The 17,279-nt window shown below is 57.6% G+C and carries 16 protein-coding genes; 10 read left to right on the top strand and 6 right to left on the bottom strand.

Annotated elements, in window-relative coordinates:
* Positions 1 to 4 precede the first annotated feature (4 nt).
* Both rpoZ and NP603_RS08570 read right to left on the bottom strand, forming a co-directional pair.
* Positions 5 to 244: a DNA-directed RNA polymerase subunit omega gene (gene rpoZ / locus NP603_RS08575; protein WP_256610448.1), complete on the bottom strand. Its 240-nt coding sequence runs from the start codon at positions 242 to 244 to the stop codon at positions 5 to 7.
* A gap of 459 nt (positions 245 to 703) precedes the next feature.
* A complete protein-coding gene (locus NP603_RS08570) occupies positions 704 to 2,155 on the bottom strand; it encodes a beta-barrel assembly-enhancing protease (protein WP_256610447.1) in 1,452 nt (483 codons plus the stop codon).
* A gap of 126 nt (positions 2,156 to 2,281) precedes the next feature.
* Between NP603_RS08570 and tusD the strand changes: the two genes are divergently transcribed.
* The 7 genes from tusD (at position 2,282) to NP603_RS08535 (ending at position 6,995) form a co-directional block, all read left to right on the top strand.
* On the top strand, positions 2,282 to 2,671 hold the full coding sequence (gene tusD / locus NP603_RS08565; RefSeq protein ID WP_256610515.1) for a sulfurtransferase complex subunit TusD: 390 nt from the start codon (positions 2,282 to 2,284) through the stop codon (positions 2,669 to 2,671).
* A 7-nt stretch (positions 2,672 to 2,678) separates the two neighbouring features.
* Complete coding sequence (gene tusC / locus NP603_RS08560) at positions 2,679 to 3,035, top strand: sulfurtransferase complex subunit TusC (protein ID WP_256610446.1); 357 nt, start codon at positions 2,679 to 2,681, stop codon at positions 3,033 to 3,035.
* An 87-nt stretch (positions 3,036 to 3,122) separates the two neighbouring features.
* Complete coding sequence (locus tag NP603_RS08555; protein WP_256610445.1) at positions 3,123 to 3,707, top strand: PilZ domain-containing protein; 585 nt, start codon at positions 3,123 to 3,125, stop codon at positions 3,705 to 3,707.
* Between the two features lie 12 nt (positions 3,708 to 3,719).
* Complete coding sequence (gene birA, locus NP603_RS08550) at positions 3,720 to 4,748, top strand: bifunctional biotin--[acetyl-CoA-carboxylase] ligase/biotin operon repressor BirA (RefSeq protein WP_256610444.1); 1,029 nt, start codon at positions 3,720 to 3,722, stop codon at positions 4,746 to 4,748.
* Complete coding sequence (locus NP603_RS08545; RefSeq protein ID WP_256610443.1) at positions 4,745 to 5,488, top strand: type III pantothenate kinase; 744 nt, start codon at positions 4,745 to 4,747, stop codon at positions 5,486 to 5,488. The genes birA and NP603_RS08545 overlap by 4 nt, the downstream gene beginning before the upstream one ends.
* The gene (locus tag NP603_RS08540) at positions 5,485 to 6,225 is read left to right on the top strand and encodes a hypothetical protein (RefSeq protein ID WP_256610441.1); all 741 of its coding nucleotides are present in this window, start codon (positions 5,485 to 5,487) and stop codon (positions 6,223 to 6,225) included. The genes NP603_RS08545 and NP603_RS08540 overlap by 4 nt, the downstream gene beginning before the upstream one ends.
* Positions 6,226 to 6,491: 266 nt before the next feature.
* The gene (locus NP603_RS08535; protein WP_256610440.1) at positions 6,492 to 6,995 is read left to right on the top strand and encodes a hypothetical protein; all 504 of its coding nucleotides are present in this window, start codon (positions 6,492 to 6,494) and stop codon (positions 6,993 to 6,995) included.
* 155 nt (positions 6,996 to 7,150) lie between these two features.
* Here NP603_RS08535 and NP603_RS08530 read toward each other — a convergent pair whose 3' ends face one another.
* Positions 7,151 to 9,271 carry a hypothetical protein gene (locus NP603_RS08530; protein WP_256610439.1) on the bottom strand — a complete coding sequence of 707 codons (2,121 nt, stop codon included), beginning with the start codon at positions 9,269 to 9,271 and terminating at the stop codon, positions 7,151 to 7,153.
* Between the two features lie 968 nt (positions 9,272 to 10,239).
* On the opposite strand from NP603_RS08530, the gene NP603_RS08525 reads away from it, so the two are divergent.
* From NP603_RS08525 to NP603_RS08515, 3 genes are all read left to right on the top strand, one after another.
* A complete protein-coding gene (locus NP603_RS08525; protein ID WP_256610438.1) occupies positions 10,240 to 11,217 on the top strand; it encodes a hypothetical protein in 978 nt (325 codons plus the stop codon).
* Between the two features lie 260 nt (positions 11,218 to 11,477).
* Positions 11,478 to 13,748, top strand: coding sequence for a cytochrome c peroxidase (locus NP603_RS21870; RefSeq protein WP_305891365.1), 2,271 nt, complete (start codon positions 11,478 to 11,480; stop codon positions 13,746 to 13,748).
* Positions 13,749 to 13,838: 90 nt separating this feature from the next.
* A complete protein-coding gene (locus NP603_RS08515) occupies positions 13,839 to 14,582 on the top strand; it encodes a VPLPA-CTERM sorting domain-containing protein (protein WP_256610437.1) in 744 nt (247 codons plus the stop codon).
* A 45-nt stretch (positions 14,583 to 14,627) separates the two neighbouring features.
* Here NP603_RS08515 and NP603_RS08510 read toward each other — a convergent pair whose 3' ends face one another.
* The 3 genes from NP603_RS08510 to NP603_RS08500 all read right to left on the bottom strand — a co-directional run bounded on the left by NP603_RS08510 (position 14,628) and on the right by NP603_RS08500 (position 17,082).
* The gene (locus tag NP603_RS08510) at positions 14,628 to 15,599 is read right to left on the bottom strand and encodes a 2-hydroxyacid dehydrogenase (protein WP_256610436.1); all 972 of its coding nucleotides are present in this window, start codon (positions 15,597 to 15,599) and stop codon (positions 14,628 to 14,630) included.
* A 71-nt stretch (positions 15,600 to 15,670) separates the two neighbouring features.
* Positions 15,671 to 16,465, bottom strand: a complete 795-nt coding sequence (locus NP603_RS08505; RefSeq protein WP_256610435.1) for a hypothetical protein — start codon at positions 16,463 to 16,465, stop codon at positions 15,671 to 15,673.
* A gap of 137 nt (positions 16,466 to 16,602) precedes the next feature.
* Entirely contained in the window at positions 16,603 to 17,082 is a 480-nt protein-coding gene (locus NP603_RS08500) for a hypothetical protein (protein WP_256610434.1), read from the bottom strand.
* Positions 17,083 to 17,279: the final 197 nt, after the last annotated feature.

The following is a 17,279-nucleotide window of genomic DNA, read 5'->3' as shown; positions in this document are numbered from 1 at the left end:
CTGCTCAGATTTCCAGGTGGGTTTCCGATACGTAGCTGGAGCGATGCAGGCGGTCGATGTTTTCCTCGTTGACGAAGCCGGCGGCAATTTCGCGTAGCGCCACGACGGTATCTTTATCCTTGCCGCGCGGCACGAATTCATCCGCGCCTTTTTCCAGTTGGCGGGCTCTTTTGCTGGCCAGCAACACCAGTTTGAAACGGTTTTCTACATTTTCTAAGCAATCTTCGACAGTCACGCGTGCCATGATTAAACCTTGGTCGAGTTTATGGGATTTGAGGCTTGAAAAGCCGCAACGGCTTCAAGCGGAGAGAGCTGAATTATAAGGCAAAAGCAAGTCTTAAGCCAGATGCGAGGCAGGGATCAAGTCAGGGCGACGGACAATAAAAAGCCCGCTCAGCGCGGGCCCGTCCTGTTTGTTGTAATTATTATTGTTATTATATTGGACGCCTGCCTTACGGCAGTTTAGTCAAGCAGTTACTATTTATTATTATTATTGTCAGCCTTTTTTACAGGCCGCTTCCCTCCCCCTCAAAGATGCAACCCTGTCGGGTTGAATGCACTCCGTAAAAGGTGGGCGAAGTGTATTTTAAAAAAAATCGGGTGTCCAACAAAAAATGCGCTTTTCGACAAAAAATGGTTTCGGCTCGAAATTGATCAGTTTAAACAAAAGCTTAGAAAGTGTTAGATAGTTCTAATATTTCGACTAACGTTCCGCTCGCCGGGTTTCTTCCTCACTTAGGAAAAAATTCAAGCGTTCGTTGAGGATGGCTTGCAACTGGAAGCTGAGATCGGGTTGCTGTTTGGCCAGCCTGATTTGCATGATTGCCGATTCGGTATCGCCGCTGGCGTAATAGTATTCGGCCGTATAGCGGTGAGATTCGCCGGGTTGTTTCAGGTCGGCGAAAATCTGCGCCAGTAGCTCGTAATAAAAGGGTTGGTCTTTCTGGCCGTCGGACAGGCTTTGCAGAACCTGTTTGGCTCGTTCGGCGCGGCTGCCTTTCAACAGGCTGCGGGTGTACTCGATTTTCAACGCATCGTTGTTCGGAAACCGGGCCAGAGCGGCTTCGTATAACTTGCCGGCCTTTTCGTAATCGTGGCTTTCGCTCGCGGTGCGGGCCAACGCCGCGATGTATTGGGGTTGATTGGGGTATTGTTCTGCCAACTGCTGGAATATCTGGCTGGCCGCAGCGAATTGCAGATTCTGTAGCTGCACCAAACCCATGCCGTAGCGAGCGACCGCGCGCTGTTCGCTGGTGCCTTGCATTTCCAATGTGGCGAAATGCTGCATCGCCGCTTTGGGGTCCTTGGCAGTGACCACAGCCAACTTGGCTTTGGTCAACTGGTAGGCCAGCGAATCCGGATATTGCCGGTAAGGATAAATTTCGGCGCGGCCGCGGGTGTCGGCAACCCGATTTTCCGAGACTGGGTGGGTTCTCAAGAACTCAGGAACGCCTTTGCCGTAATAACGGGTCGACTGTTGCAGTTTTTCGAAGAATGCCGGCATTGCCCGCGGGTCGAAATTCGACTCGGCTAGCGTTTGCATGCCGACTCGGTCGGCTTCTTTCTCATGGTCGCGAGTAAAGTCGATTTGAAATTGAATGTTGCCGGCCTGGATCGCCATCAATGCCGCTTGGCCCATGTTCGGCGACTGGGTCCCGATCAGGATTGCCGCCAGCGTCGCGGCGACAGTCGGAATCGACAGTTTGCTGGCTTTCTCGATCGAGCGGTACAAGTGGCGCTGTGTGACGTGGGCGATCTCGTGCGCCATGACCGACGCCAGTTCGCTTTCGGCTTCGGTCAGCAGAATCAGACCTGAATTGACGCCGATGTAGCCGCCGGGGCCAGCGAAAGCGTTGATGTTCTGGTCCATTACCACGAAGAAATGGAATGGGTTGGACGGCGTGTCGCTGTGCGACGCCAACTGTCGGCCTATATTCTCGATGTATTGCTGGATCTCGACGTCCTGATTGATCTCCGCCTGCCGATGCAGGTTACGGAAGAAGGCTTCGCCGAACTCTTTTTCCTGCAGAGGCGAAATGATGGCGCCGGCGGAATCGCCCATATCCGGCAACTGGATTTTCTCGATTTCCAACGCCTGCGGCGGCGGGCAAAACAGGCTCAAGCCAAGGGCGAGTAGGCAGGGTATTGATCTCATGGCGGGTCGGACCGGGGGCATCGAATTTGGTTCCATCGCAAACGGCTCAGCGGCAAAACAGGCAAGATTGGCGGCTGCGTATTAAAATGCGGCTATCAATTGGCAATGACAGTATTCTACAGTGCGATGAAATATGCCGTTCAAGTTAATGCCGGGCCTTGCTCCGGCAACGCCGGCCTGAGCGCCTACCGCTTTATCCTGGCCGCGCTCGAGGCCGGCCACGATGTGGTGCGCGTATTTTTCTACAAGGACGGCGTTTACCACGCTTTTCGCTACGCCAGTCCGCCGGAAGACGAAATCCAGCTCGGCAGGCTATGGAGCGAACTGGCGCTCGACCGTGGCGTCGACTTGGCCGTTTGCATCTCGGCTGCGCAGCGCCGTGGTTTGTTGTGCGCGGACGAGGCGCGCCGGCAAGGCAAGCAGGACGACGATTTGGCGGCCGGATTTCGGATCGCCGGCCTGGGGCAGTGGCTGGAAGCCGCGTTGCTGGCCGACCGTTGCCTGGTATTTGCTTGAGGCTGCCGTGAAGTCGTTTTTGTTCGTAATGCGCCGGCCGCCCCACAGCGGGGTTCGATTGTCCGAAACGCTGGACGCCTTGTTGACGGCCGCCGCCTTTGACCAGCGGGTGGCGGTACTGTGGCTGGACGATGGCGTATTGCAGTTACTGGCGCGGCAACAGCCGGAAAGTTTGGCGTTGAAAGATACCTCGGCTATTTTTAAGGCGTTAGAGCTTTATGAAGTCACGGAGCTTTGTGTGGAACGCGAGTCGCTGCAGGAGCGAGGGCTGACCCCGGAAGATTTAATCCTGCCGGTGAGATTGGTCGGCCGCAGCGAAATTAACGCTTTGATTGCCGGTTTTTTCGCTGTCGTTCCCGATTGAAATCCCGGCGTTACACCCGGCCGCCGCGGCATCGGCTAGAATTGCCGTTTAAAAATTCCAATTCCATTAAAGAGGATCGAACACGCCATGGCGGATGAAATTGAAGAAAAACGGCGCTACTTCCGGGTCAACGATACCATCAATCTGTTGCACAAGGTGATCGACAAAAAGAATTTCGATGCCGCCAGCCATGTCTCCAACGATGTATTGAGCAATTGTTCGTTGTCCTCGGCACTGGACGTACTGGCCCAGGAAGCCCGGATGCTGGGACCGCGCTTGGAGCGGCGCGATCCGGAGATGTTTGAGTATTTGAAGATCATCGACACCAAAATCAATTTGATTGCGCAGGCGATCAACGCTCAAACCGATAACTTTTCCGAGCACGATACCCGCGAAGTCAGCCTGAGCGCGACCGGTCTTGCCTTCAGTAACGAAACACCGATAGCGGTCGGCGAAATCCTGGAACTACGCATGTTGCTGACCTCGTGCATGGCGGTCATCGTCGCCTACGCCAGAGTCGTGCAGTGCAAGGATATCTCTGCGGACAATCCGTTGCGGCCGTTCGCGATTTGCGTGGAATATATCAATCTGACCGAAGATAACAGAGAGCTGTTGATCAAGCATGTCATCAAAAAGCAGTTACAGCAATTGCGCGACAAAAACGAATCCTGAGCGCCGTCCCCGATGTCCAAATCCGGTAGCGGAGCCGCGGAGGGCGCGAAGCCGCTGGCACCGAAACTAAAACAACTAATCGCTCTGTTAGGCGACGGCCGATTTCATTCCGGCACCGAACTGGCGCAAGTACTGGGAATCAGCCGGTCCGCAGTGTGGAAATATCAGCAGGCGCTGGCCGACGTCGGCGTCGAATTGCTCGCCGTATCCGGTAAAGGCTACCGGCTGAGCCATCCGTTGCAACTATTGCAGGAGCAACAGATTCTGGAGCACTTGTCGAACCAGGCCTCCGCCTTGCTCGAGCGCATCGAAATCCACGATCGTATCCATTCCACCAACGCCCATTTGCTGGAAATCGCGCGCAGCTCGGGCGATAGCGGCGTGGTCTGTCTGGCCGAGCTGCAGACTGCCGGAAGAGGGCGTCGCGGCCGGCAATGGGTGTCTCCGTTCGGCCATAACGTGTATCTGTCGATACTCTGGCGGTTTCAAGGCGGGCCGGCAGGCTTGAGCGGATTGAGTCTGGCCATGGGCGTGGCAACGGTGCGGGCGTTGCGGGCGTTGGGCATCGAAGAAGTCGGATTGAAGTGGCCTAACGACATTTATTGGCGGCAGCGTAAGTTGGCCGGCATATTGATCGAAGTCGGCGGCGAAAGCGGCGGGCCCTGCCATGCCGTAATGGGCTTGGGATTGAACGTGTTCTTGCCCGGCCGGCATGCCGCGGCAATCGACCAGGCCTGGGTGGATTTGCAGGCTATCCTGGCCGGCGATGCACATACTTTGCGCAACCGGTTGACCGCGGAACTGCTGAACCACTTGCTGCCGGCACTGGCCGAGTTCGAATCGCGCACGTTGGCCCATTTCTTGGATGAGTGGCGCAGTTACGACTGCATGCTGCATCGGCCGGTCAGCGTATTTTTGGGCGAACAGCGCTTCGACGGCGAAGTGGCCGGCGTCGATGCCCAAGGCTTGCTGCTGTTGCGCCAGGCCGACGGCGAGATACGAGCCTTCGCGTCCGGCGAAGTCAGTTTCAGACCGTCATGATTTTGCTGGTCGATATTGGCAATTCCTATTTCAAGTGGGCCGTGGCCGAGCAGGGCGGGATCGCCGAGACCCGTTATCTGAACTACCGCGAAACCCATTTCATTACTGCCTTAACCCAAGCTTGGGGCGAATTGGCGGCACCCGAGGCCATCGGGTTGGCGGCCGTCGCCGCTCCCGATGTCGTGGAGGATGTGTTCCGGCTCGGGCGAAGCCTGTGGCCCGAGGCAAAATGGGTGCGACCGGCCTCGGCCCGGCAGGGGTTAGGCCTTACCAGCGCCTATTGCAAACCCGAAAAACTGGGTGTCGACCGTTGGTTGGCGATGATTGGTGCGCTGCATGCTTATCCCGGCGCCAATTGTGTTGTCGATTGCGGCACTGCCATTACCGTCGATTTCGTTGCTGCCGACGGCCGCCACCAAGGCGGTCTGATTTGCCCCGGATTACGTTTGATGACACAGGCATTGGCGGCTAACACCCATGCCTTGCCGGTCGCGGCCGGCGCAGGAGCGACGGCTCTGGGGACCGATACCGACGCTGCAATCCAGGCCGGAGTGCAGTGGGCGGCGGCCGGACTGGTCGAAGCGGCGCTGCGCCGCCAAAAGCAGAATTATCGTTTGGTACTGACCGGGGGCGATGCGACGCTGGTGGCTCAGCAACTGACGGTGGACAAGGTGCTGGATGTGCAATTGGTATTCAAAGGGCTGTTACGTTGCTGTGTCGAATCGGAGACGGTCGGGTGAAGCCGGTTTTTTTGCTGCTATGTCTGGCCAATGTGTTGTTTTTCTTTTGGGAGCTCCATTTTGGTGCGTTGACGCAGACTGCCGATACGCCATCCGGGCTGCCGCCGATTTTGTTGGTCGAAGAATGGAATACGGCGCGGCGCGGCGCCGCAATTTCCCGCATCCTGGATCGGGACGCCGCCGAACTGCAACGCTTCGCTGGGCTGGATAGTCTTTTGCCGGCTCAGCCCCAACGGCTGGTGGGCTTTAGCGAAACAGCCGAGAAAAAGCCGCCGCGGCCGCTTCAGGTCAAACGCGAGCCGGTCCGGATCCATTGTTACGAAGCCGGGCCGTTTGCCGACGACAGCGAATTGCAACGTTGGTTGCACGGTAAATCTTTATTGTCGGTTCGCCGGTACTACCGGGAATTGGCGGTTCCGGCGGATTATCAAGTCTACTACCCGGCCGCCAAGGATCCGGAACAATCCCGGATCAATAAAATGATGTTGCAAGCCAAGGGGGTTGTCGACATCTGGATGGTTCCGGAAGGCGATCTGAAAGGCGCATTGTCTTTGGGCGTTTTTGTCGAGAAGAACCGGGCGCAGTCGTTTCGCGAGCAGCTTGCGGCGCGCGGTATTCGGGCCGAGGTCAGGCAGCGCAGCAAAACTCGGCAGGCTTTGTTCGTGCGTTTCGGCGCCTCCCGGGCCGTGGCCGGAGGCGCTCCGCAGCAGCGGCTGCCGGCGGCGGAGTGCGATTAGTACCAAAATGGCGCAGCCGAGACGTTAATCACTCAATTTACAGGGAAAAGTGTCGGCTAATTTTACATTCGCTTCAATCCGGCAAACTTAATCCGTTGAAATCTATATTTGAATTTTATTGGCATGTTTCTTGTATAATTAATTTTGGGTGAAGGCTGCGGCTTTCATCCTCGGTTCGGAGGCGGTTATTTTGGAAAAATCTCCAACTCCGGACTAGGTGGCCAGATGGATGGCCGTTTGTTAACGTTAATTAATGGGGAATATCCATGAAAACGCTTTTATCTTTAAGACTCTGGCTTGCCGCGTTATTGTTGGCCGTTTCGACTGCAAGTTCTGCGAGTACCATTTGGGAATCAACTGACGGAGATAGTAATTTCCTGTCAATTAGCCTGTTTGGATTACCGAGCTCTGAAACTTTCGGTATTTTCGCAGCGAATGCTGATTTGAACACCGCCGCACCACTTTACTCATTTACAGGTATTGGTAGCTATACTGCTACCGGCAGCTTTAAATTGGGCCTTTGGGATGCGGGTAAGTGGCTGGGTGAAGCCGCTAATGGCTCATTGCTTGGCAATATGTATTTGTTGAGTTTTGCCAAAACAAGCGTGCCTTCCAACAATTTGGTTTTGCTGTACGGCTTCGATATCAAGCCTGCTGCTGATCAAGGTGGTGGTTCTGTAGTTCCTCTTCCTGCCTCTATCTGGTTCATGACAAGCGCTTTGTTGGGTTTCCTTTACACCGGACGCCGGAAAACGCTGGTTCAAGCTTAAGCTTCGGCCGAAGCCTAAACCCTTCGAGAGCCGGACGAGGTGCGCCTCGCCGGCTTTTTTTATGCCTGCCGAAAATCGGCTGCGGCAGAATTTGCAAGGCGGTGGTGTCAGTCCTGCCTGCGCTGCAATATCCCGTCGCATTCCGCCCTTCTGACCTAACCGCCGCTCACCATCAGGTTGCGGGCCTGTTCCTTTAACGCAATTGCTTGGCGCAACAGCCCGATTCTGCCCGGATAAAATCGGTTGCCGGCCATCGTCTCCAGATTCAGCGCCTGCTGTAACTTTGCCAACGCCTCCGGATAGGGGTTGATGACGGCTTGCTGCAATACCTCGACTGCGTCTTGGGTATCCGCTATTGCCAATCTCACTGACTTCAAGCTTTGCTCGCCGTTTTGTTCCATGGCTCTTTTGTCCAGCAGGTTGGAGCTGCGGATGTTTTCCAGGACATTGATCGAGCGTAAAAACAATGCTACGGCGATGACTTGCGACGAGTCCAATTTGCCCTGCCGATTCGCTTTACTGGAGGTAAACGCGCCGGGCGAGCTGTTGAAGGCGTCGGAACTGTAGTAGGCGACGCTTTCTTCCAGCGTCGTCACGCTGTTGTTATGGAAGAACGGCGCCGTGTCGGCTGCCTCGACCAGTGATGGGGTGTTGAAACGGTTCAAACCGTGGTGTCCGGCCGGCCGCGAGGTGGTACCGTTCGGCGCAACGCTACCGTCGCTAAAACAGATTTCGTCGAAATTCGGGCCGCAATCGTTTTGCTGGATCTGGCCGAAGCCGCCGTCGTAAGCCAGGGTCGGATCGGCCAAATGGTGCAACTGGTCGCGCATCCGCTCGACGCCGGTATCACGGGTCGGATTGGCGTTGGTGGTGGAACTGATGCCGCCAGCGTTGAAGTGGCAACCGTTACAGTTGGCCGTGGCGCCGAAAATGACCGAACCGTCCGCGGCTTTCGGATTGTTTTTGGTGTTGAACAATAACAGGCCGTTTTGTACCAGCGGCGATTTGAAATACAGCTTGCCTAGGTCCAATTCGCCGCTGCGCCCCAAGGACAGCATATAGGCTTCCAAGGCGTCTAGTTCGTCCTCGCTGGGCATTCGGAAATCGATGTTTTCGGCCCGGACCAGCGTTTTCGGCATATGCTGCTTGATCGCGCCCTTGGCGAAGTCGCGCAACGAACCGCCGTCCGGCGCGCCGTCGCCGGACCAACCTATGGCTTGGGTGTGGGTGCCGGACTGCTGCGCTTCAGGATCGTGGTCGTTGAAATAGGCTTCGTCCTGGGGGAATTCGCCGTTACCGTAGCCCGGATTGACCGCGCGTTCGAAGGTCAGCGTGTTGGCCAGACCCAGTAAGTGCGATGCGCTGCGCATTACCGGCGGCCGGTCGAAGCCGTCGGCGTTGGCGACGAAAAGCGCAAACTGGCGCAACAGTGCCGGTTTTTCCAAATCGGCCAGTTCCGGCTTGATCTCGGCGACAAACAGCGGGTCGCTCTTCGGCAATTTGGCGATGTAATTCGGATCGATCGTATGGTTATTGTCCGGGCGGTGGCAGGTGGCGCAGGTGCGGCCGTTACCGCCGAAGGTCTCTTCGGTAAAAATCTTCTGGCCGCGGGCGATTAGCTGCGCCAATTGCGGGCCGCGGCCGAAATTGCCGGCTTGGGCAGTCTTGGGCAATAGAAATTCGAACGGCGCGCGCTCCGGGGTGGACATGTCGCCGGCGGAGGCCAGCGTCGCACCCGGCCAGTCGTGCTCGGTGAAATACAGGCGCTGCAGCAGGCTCGGCGAGCCGAACAACAGGCCGCCGTTATCAGGAGACGTTCCCGCTTGGACGATCGCCGCAGCGTCCAGCGTAAATCCGCGCATTTGCTGCGGATCGAGTTGTACCGTCAGGCGTTGGCCGCCCGCTGCCGGCTCTAGTCGGCCGATACGCAGCCGTTGCCGGGTTTGCTGATGGTTATCCAATAACCAGAGTTCGTATTGGCTTGTTTCGGGTAAATCGGACGCCGTTGCCTGCAGCAGGCCGGTACGTAGATTGAGTTGGAGCCGGCCGGCGGCCGGGCTGAAGCGCGCGGATAGCGCCTTGGAGTAGCTCAAGCCGATTTGCAGCGTGTCCGGACTAGCGGATTGCTCGTGCGCGTTTTTCCAGCGTTGGTACAACCGGCTTAGAGCTTCGGGGTCGCCGTGGCCGGTAAACGGCGCATCCGGCTGCGGCGCAAGGATAAATCCGATTCCGAGTGCGGCCGCGAAGGCCAACGCACGCTTATAGGGTAATTTCATATTAAATCCACCATCGAACTGACAAAGCCGCTGCGCGTTGGGGCCGAAAGAATCGCAGCAAACGCCTTACTGAAGGGTTGCCGCAAATTTCCGTGCCGGGGCGGGCAGTCGGTAAGTCCGGTAAGCAATAGCCATGCCTGCGTTGGGATAAGTTCAATTAAATCAAAGTGTTGTATTCATTTTATCCGCTTGTCTGCCTTGCGTCGGCGAAACGGTGTTTCGGTGTCGAAAACAGTCTCGGCGTGCCGTTTTGCCGGATTGGCCGCGGCCGGAAGCGCGCAGCCGGAGCGGGTTGCGGCATTGGGTGGCACGATTTCTCCCGACGCCTTCACTCGGGATCACCATGTGAAACCCGGCCTGGAAATGGGAGCGGCGGCCGATTGCAAACTGCGGGATATGCCGCAGAAACAAGTGAAATCACATAATTTGTGTGTTTATTTGTGCGGCTGAGATCGATTCCGGTTGTTAGATATCTGCAGCGCTTTGGGCTTTTTCTGATAATTAATCGATATAAAACAATCGTATAGCGTAATGGGGTTGCTTCTTTCCGCAGCGGTTTGGCCGCCGTTGCGACCGGCCGCTGTTACAACCAAAGGCGGGGCGGAAGCCGGTTTAAGCGCTATCCGGCCTGTAGCGGTCGGAGGCCGCAAGGCGTTGAAACAATTTGGTTTTATTGTGTTTTTGCCGGATTTTGCCGTTTTGGGCCGCAAATCGGCAAAAACTGCGGCATATCCCGCAGACTTTGGTATTTATTTTGTAACATATTGAAATTTAAATGAAAAAAATAGGTATGGATTGTGCTTAATGCCTTGTGTGATAGCGCGAAACGATATCACTGTCGGGAAAAAGCCAAACCTGCCGTGAGGAGGATGCGGAAATTCAGGGGTCTCGTGCGGAGACGGCCTGACTGCCCCGGAACAGGCAATCATGCAATTTCTTATTTTTGAACCATGTATCGAGGCATCCAAATGATGGGTATCAACCAACACAGCTTACGCCATGCCATTCTTGCCGTACTCGGCGCCGGCGCCATGACCGCATATTCCGGGCAGGCGGCCGCTATCAGTCCTTTAAGCTTGGGCGTGATCGGCGCCGGCGACAGCGCGACGGTTTCCGGCAACGCGCCGAAGCGGGCCTGGGCCGATTACGGTACCGGCTTCAACTACGGCTGGACTCACACCGCACAGTTCCGGATTTTTCAGGTCGGTAATTCTGCGGACTTGGCCGCCGGCACCCGGTTCGACGTCAACGTCAATCTGAAACAAAACGGCGGCGCGTCGCCGATGAATTATCCGGGCTTTTCGATCTGGACCAGCGGCTCTGCGCCTATGGTCGTCGGATCGGCCACGGGCGGCGGTTACGGCCATGAATGGAGCCAGGTCCGCGGCCCGTCCGATGGCGGAGTGGCCGGCCACGACAAAGAAGTCGGCGTCAATCCGAGCCTGGGCAGTAACGGCTGGATGAAATCCAACGGCGGTACGCTGGTTAGCGGCCATGACGGTTGGATCGGTTACGCCAATGCCGGTTACTCCTTTACTAACGGCGACGGCGATAAAGTTCAAGGTCTATTCGCCGGCGCGAGCAATCCCGGAAACGTTGGCCAGTACGGCGGCGGTGCTAGCGATCCGCTGAACGGCACAGCATTGGCCAATGTCAATGAAAATTCGCCTTACGTCTACACCGGTTTCGCCACCTTGAGTGCCGGCGAAGCGATGCTGACGCTACAGGGGTTGAAGGCAGGTTACTACTTGATCGGCTGGGCCGGAAGCTGTCCGGACGATAACGCCAACGGCCAGAATTGCGGCACGGCCGCCGGCCAGGCATACCGCATGACCATCAGCAACACCGGCGTCAGTGCGGTTCCGCTGCCGGGCGCGGTGTGGCTGTTCGGTTCGGCATTGTTCGGCGTTACCGCGTTCGGCCGGAAAAAGCCGCTGGCTGTTTGATACAGCGCGACCGCCAACCGGGCCTCTTCTCGCAACCAATCGCTAGTGGCGATTGTGCGAAACCAGTCCGGTTCGCGGCCGTTTCCAACATAACAAGTAGCCGGCTTCAGAGTTTTCTGCGTTTGCCGCCGGCGCCACATTCTTAAGTTTCGGCCGAACCGGCGCAATCTGCGACGCGCAACCGTTCGGCCCATCTCCGATCCTGCGGACCGCCTCTCGCTGTTGCGGCGCTGCAGGCATGAGGGGTTTGCGAGGCAGGCATGAACCTTTTTCCGAAAATCCTTTTTTTATTGATTGCCGCACTAGCGGCGATGCCGGTGGCGGCGCACGGCCCGGTACCGGTCTCGTTACAGCGGGTACCGGTGCCGCCGGTGCCGGGCTTGCTGGACGGCTCGAGTCCGATTGTCGTGAATAAATCCGCGGCGATTGCGTTAGGCAAGGCCCTGTTTTGGGACATGAACGTCGGTAGCGACGGCATGGCCTGCGGTTCCTGCCACTTTCATGCCGGCGCCGATGCCAGGGTCAAGAATCAGTTGAATCCGGGTGCGAAGAGCAGTAATACCAGCGGCCAAACTTTCGATACCTTGGCTTCCGGCAGCGGCGGACCCAACCACACCTTGCGCCCGGAAGATTTTCCGTTGCATCGCGTCGCCGATCCTGCGGATAAATTCAGTACCGTGACCTTTACCACCGACGATGTCGTGGCGTCTTCCGGTACCTTCAGCGGACAATTCAGCGGTGCGTCGCGTTTCAGCGGCAATGCCGACCAATGTGCGCGTAGCGTCGATGAAGTGTTCCATGTCAATCAAACCGGCACCCGGCGGGTGGAGCCGCGTAACGCGCCGACCGTAATCAACGCCGTATTCAACCAACGCAATTTCTGGGACGGCAGGGCCAACAATATCTTCAACGGCAGCAGCCCTTGGGGCGAGCGCGATCCGAACGCCGGAGTCTGGGTCAAGGTCAATTCGCGTTCGGTGGTTAAAGAAAAACTGCGTCTGGAGAATTCGTCGTTGGCATCGTTGGCGACCGGACCCGGCTTGAGCGATACCGAGATGAGTTGCCAGAAACGGACTTGGGCGGATATCGGCCGTAAGCTGCTGGCGCGGCAGGCGCTGCAAAACCAAAAAGTTCACTACGAAGATAGCGTGTTGGGGCCTTACAGTCTGAGTAGTATCGGCAATTTGCAGCCGGGGCTGAATACCACTTATAAAAATCTGGTAATGCAGGCGTTCAATGCCAAATACTGGTCTTATAGCGGCCTCGGCCCGTTCGGCGCGCCGCCGGGGCAGGCGGCTTACAACCAGATGGAGGCCAATTTCTCGATGTTCTTCGGATTGGCGCTGCAGCTTTACCAGTCGACCTTGGTGTCGGACCAGTCGCCGTTCGACCTGAGTCCGGTGGATGCCGGGTTGCGTCCGACCTGGAGCAACATCGTTGGTGCCACGCCCGCCGAAACCGACGCTAAGCGTCAATCCTTGAAGCGCGGTAGCAATTTGTTTTTCAACAACCACTGCAATTTATGCCATACCGGGCCGAGCTTGAGTCTGGCCGCGGTGGCGACCAACGCAGCTTTGTTAAAACCGGAAGCGGGCAAAACTTTCGGCCCGGCAGCAACGCCGATTTCTTACGGCCCGAATGCATTCGGACCGGGTAATGCAGCCTACGCGGCCGGCATGACCCAGTATGTCAATCCGGTAACCCGCGACTATAACGGCGATGTGTTGCCCTTGCTGATGGATTTGGGCTATGTAAATACCGGCGTTGCCGATCCGCATGCCGATCCGGGGATCGGCGGTGTGGACGATTTCGGCAACCCGCTGTCGTTCAGTTCGCAATATGTTCAATACCTGCAAGACCGTCCGCAAGGCATTAAGGACAGCCTGGTCAGAAATATTCGGGCCTGCGATTTCATCACCGCGATCGCGATCGATAGCGAATTTCCGGAACCTTATTACTTCACCGCCGTGGAAGGGGTGCAGGCGGATGGCAGCCGCGAAGGCGCCTTGCGCAACCAAAACTGTGCCGATCCGGCGACGGCCTTTATTCCGTCGCCAAGCGCGGCGCGCGATGAAGCCAATGCGGCGAATCTGGGAGTGGCGGTCAAGGCGGCCTTTAAAGTGCCGACGTTACGCAATATCGAACTGACCGGCCCCTATATGCACAACGGCAGTATGGCAACGCTGGAGCAAGTGATCGAGTTTTACGGCCGGCAAGGCAATTTCCATAACGAAAATTTGCACTTTCAGGTTAGCACCATCTCGTCTTCGATCAATTCGCCGGCTAACCGGGCCGATCTGATCGCTTACCTAAAAACCTTCACCGACGACCGGGTGCGCTACGAAAAAGCGCCGTTCGACCATCCGGAGGTAATCGTGCCGAACGGCCATGTCGGTAACCACGAGGCGGTGGTATCCGGCAATTCGTTGCAAGCCGATCTGGCCAAGGATGAAGTGCTGGTCGTGCCTGCGGTCGGCGCCAACGGTGCGACCGATCCGCTGTTGCCGTTCGACCAGTTGTTGGCGCGCTGACCGGTAGATTGTCGGTTGCGATAACAGCGGCCCGCGTCGCGTCAGGCAGCGCGGGCCTTCAGAACATCATGATCAAGTAGAGATTAATATATGCAGAGTTCCATCAATAGCAGGGTTTCGCTAGCATTATTGGCCGGATTGGGCTTGGCCGCCACCGAGACGGCCAATGCCGCCGCCAGTTTCAACAGCTCCGCCGCGCTGAGCTACAGCATCGAAGGTATCGCCAATCTGAACAATCCGGGGGATCTATCCGGACTGGAAATAGTCGGCTACTTCCGGCAGATCGATGCGCCGGCCTATCCCGGCGACGAATATTCGCAAGTGCAAATCCACGGCAGCGGCTTGGTCAGCGCCAACAATCCGGAGTTGTCCACCAGCGGCAGTTTCAGTTACACCTTCGCCGTCAGCGGCACGCTGGCTGAGGGTATGCTGGATGCGCACCATTTGGCTTGGTACGGCTTGGAGTTTCGCAATAACGGCAGCGACAGTTACGCCATCAGTTTGCGCCTGGATTACCTGCTCGGCGCGGCGGCCGGATCGGCGACCGATTCCAGTTCCGTCACTATCGATTTCTTTAACGGCGACGGCCTGTGGCAAGGTTATGACCGGGCCGATACCGCGTTCAATGAGCTGAACGTGGTGCGGGCCGGCAGTAGCGGCCTGTTCGGCTTCGAATTGGCGGCCGGCCAGACCGAAGGCTTGTACGCCGACGTGCGGATGGATAACCATTTGGAGGCCTCGCCGGTGCCGCTGCCGGCCGCGGTCTGGTCGTTTCTGGCCGGCGTGATCGGCATGTTGGGCCTGAAAAAACGCCGAAGCGAACAACCCGCCTGATCTTCGCCGGCGAGCGCCCGGGCCGGACGTACCGAGCCGCCGGCCTCACACCACCCGGTCCGGTAGCGCCTGGCCGGCGAAAAACGCTTGCAAATTGGCCAGCACTTTTTCGCCCATCGCAGTGCGGGTGGCGATCGTGGCACTGCCCAAATGCGGCAATAAGGCGGCATTTTCCAATTCCAAAAAGCCGGGGTCGATATTCGGCTCGCCTTCGTAGACATCGAGGCCGGCGCCGGCAATGCGTTTTTCCCGCAACACCCGAATCAAGGCTTTACTGTCGACCACATCGCCGCGAGCGGTATTGATCAAGTGCGCGCTGGGCTTCATCAGGTTCAAGCGGCGTTCGTTGATCAGATGCCGGGTGTCGGCGCCGCCGGGGCAATGCAGCGACACGTAATCGCACTGCGGCAAGAGTTCTTCGATCGTCTCGCAACGCACCGCTTGCAGGTTCGTGACGATTTCCGGATCGGCCGGGCTGGGTTTGACGTACAAAATTTTCATGCCGAAGCCGTGGTGCGCTTTCCGGGCCATGGCCTGGGCGATGCGGCCGAAGCCGACCAATCCCAACGTGGCGCCGGTGACGTCGCTACTCATCATGTGAGTCGGACACCAGCCGCGCCATCGGCCGGAGCGGACTAAGCGGTCGCCTTCGGCGCCGCGCCGCGCGGTCATCAGCAACAAGGTCATGGCGATATCGGCGGTACTTTCCGTCAGCACGCCGGGCGTGTTGGTCACAATCAAGCCTTGCTCGCGCGCGGCGGCAATGTCGATATGGTTATAGCCGACGCCGAAATTTCCCAGGATCCGGCAGCGTTTATTGGCGACGTTCAGCACCTCGGCCGGTAGCGCATCGCAAACGCTCGGGCAGACTGCGTCGTAGTTTTGCAGGGCCGTTCGAAACTCGTCGGCGCTCATCGGGTGGTCGTCGCTATTCAAGGTCGTATCGAACAGTTCCTGCAATTTGGCTTCGACGGTCGCCGGCCAGCGCCGGCTAATCAACACTTTGGGTTTGCTCATCAAAAATTCCTGTAAGGCTGCGATTCGGGCCGCTAGTATAAGCCAGCCGGCGGCGATTTTCGGTGCGGCGGCTAAGGGTCCAAAGCCGGGTTCGAACGGGAAATCTCGCCGGTGGTATGTTCGCGGTCGTAAGCTCTGATCCGGGCCGCCCGCAGGCTGTTGATACTGGCAATGTTCTCGTCGTGCTGTCGCAGTGCGCGTTCGCGCTGGGTCGCAGCGTACTGCTGTTTCTGCTGCTGCAATTCCAGCGCCAATTCGGGCTTTCGGTATTGCATTTCCAGCCGGCCGGCGGCGATATCCTGCTCGTCCAGCCGGGATTCGGCATCCACCCGGCTTTGCAATAATTCCAAGGCTCGTTGTTGGTTGGCCAGCTGCTGCGACGCCAGGCGGTTGGCCTCTTCTATTTGTTGTTGGTGCAGACTGCGTTCGGCTTCGATTCGAGCTTGTTCGCGCTCGATTCGGCTGTGCTGCGCTAGCGATTCTTGTTGGCGCAGCAGGGCTGAGGCCGCGGCGGCCAATTGTTCGGTTTTTTGGTAATCCCGGTACAGCCAGACTCCGGCCGCCGCCGCCAGTACGGCGGCGACCGCAACCTGCCGCGGCGTAAGTTGGAAAGGCCGATGTTGCTCGGCCGGTAGATTTGCCGAGTCGGTCGCGACCTGCGCCATGACCAATTTGCGGTCGTAAGCCAGGCGGCGCTGCGCGTCCGACAGGATCAGGAATGCCTCTCTGGCGCGGGTCAGACTCGCCAGCGACGCATCGTCATGGCGCCCGGCGTAGAGTCGTTCCACGGTTTTGAAGGCGCTATGGATTTGTTGCGCGGTCGCCGATTCCGGTAAGTTCAGCAATTGGTATAAGGTTTTCGCCATGGCCTGAGCCTCTCGCCTTGTCGTGAGTCGTGGCGGCGTATCGGCAGGTTTGCCGGCGGCCGCCGCCGATGGAATCATCGGTGGCTGCGACTATAGGCAACTCGCGGCTTCAGCGCAAATAAACCCGCGAAAATCCGTCAGGCGATGGCGTTGCCGATACCGGTTTGGCGGCGACGCAACAAGGCCAGCGAGCCGAGCAGGCAACCCAGCGAAAACCAGGCAACGCCAGCTAGCGGCAGGCCGGATAGCCGTTGCGCTTCCGCTGGGTTGTCCGCTATGCCGCGTTGCGGTACTGGGCTGTCGAATCCGCCGATTGCCAGCCGGTAACTGGCTTCGGGAATTAGGTTCCAAGCTAAGCTGCTGAGCGCCATGTAATCGACGGCCGGCCAGTCTATCGGCCCACATTGTCCGAGCCGGTCGACATCGGCCGAGCAGCGGGCAATAGTCGCGGAAAACAGAGCTGGGGCCGCGGATTCGGTTTCGATAACGTGGAAAGGGTCGAGAATAGGCGCGGGCGAAGCCGCAAAATCCGGAGTCAGGCCGGTGTCGGGCCGGTCGGTCGGGTTGACTTGGGCTGGGGTGGCCAATAACGCGATTAACAGTGCTGAGTGTTTCATGACATCCTCCCTTGGCTGTTACATAACAGTTGGTCCTCGGCTTTTAAAAGCAAAAATGGCGCCTATATTTAAAAAATTAATGAATTACAATAGGTTAATTGTTTTTAGGCCGGTGTTTGACCAGGTTGGACGAGAGTTTTTGCCGGATTTTGGTGCGGCTGCCGATCGATTTTGGTGTGTTTTGCGCCGCTGCGAGC

It is taken from the genome of Methylomonas aurea (assembly GCF_024505045.1).
In the GTDB taxonomy this organism is placed as follows: domain Bacteria; phylum Pseudomonadota; class Gammaproteobacteria; order Methylococcales; family Methylomonadaceae; genus Methylomonas; species Methylomonas aurea.
Note: the sequence above shows the minus strand (reverse complement) of the source record. Positions and strands in the feature narration are given on the sequence as shown.

Coding starts and splice junctions, on each gene's coding strand:
- rpoZ (WP_256610448.1), bottom strand. CDS start 244: ATGGCACGCGTGACTGTCGAAGATTGCTTAGAAAATGTAGAAAACCGT.
- NP603_RS08570 (WP_256610447.1), bottom strand. CDS start 2,155: ATGAGATCAATACCCTGCCTACTCGCCCTTGGCTTGAGCCTGTTTTGC.
- tusD (WP_256610515.1), top strand. CDS start 2,282: ATGAAATATGCCGTTCAAGTTAATGCCGGGCCTTGCTCCGGCAACGCC.
- NP603_RS08555 (WP_256610445.1), top strand. CDS start 3,123: ATGGCGGATGAAATTGAAGAAAAACGGCGCTACTTCCGGGTCAACGAT.
- birA (WP_256610444.1), top strand. CDS start 3,720: ATGTCCAAATCCGGTAGCGGAGCCGCGGAGGGCGCGAAGCCGCTGGCA.
- NP603_RS08545 (WP_256610443.1), top strand. CDS start 4,745: ATGATTTTGCTGGTCGATATTGGCAATTCCTATTTCAAGTGGGCCGTG.
- NP603_RS08535 (WP_256610440.1), top strand. CDS start 6,492: ATGAAAACGCTTTTATCTTTAAGACTCTGGCTTGCCGCGTTATTGTTG.
- NP603_RS08530 (WP_256610439.1), bottom strand. CDS start 9,271: ATGAAATTACCCTATAAGCGTGCGTTGGCCTTCGCGGCCGCACTCGGA.
- NP603_RS08525 (WP_256610438.1), top strand. CDS start 10,240: ATGATGGGTATCAACCAACACAGCTTACGCCATGCCATTCTTGCCGTA.
- NP603_RS21870 (WP_305891365.1), top strand. CDS start 11,478: ATGAACCTTTTTCCGAAAATCCTTTTTTTATTGATTGCCGCACTAGCG.
- NP603_RS08515 (WP_256610437.1), top strand. CDS start 13,839: ATGCAGAGTTCCATCAATAGCAGGGTTTCGCTAGCATTATTGGCCGGA.
- NP603_RS08510 (WP_256610436.1), bottom strand. CDS start 15,599: ATGAGCAAACCCAAAGTGTTGATTAGCCGGCGCTGGCCGGCGACCGTC.
- NP603_RS08505 (WP_256610435.1), bottom strand. CDS start 16,465: ATGGCGAAAACCTTATACCAATTGCTGAACTTACCGGAATCGGCGACC.
- NP603_RS08500 (WP_256610434.1), bottom strand. CDS start 17,082: ATGAAACACTCAGCACTGTTAATCGCGTTATTGGCCACCCCAGCCCAA.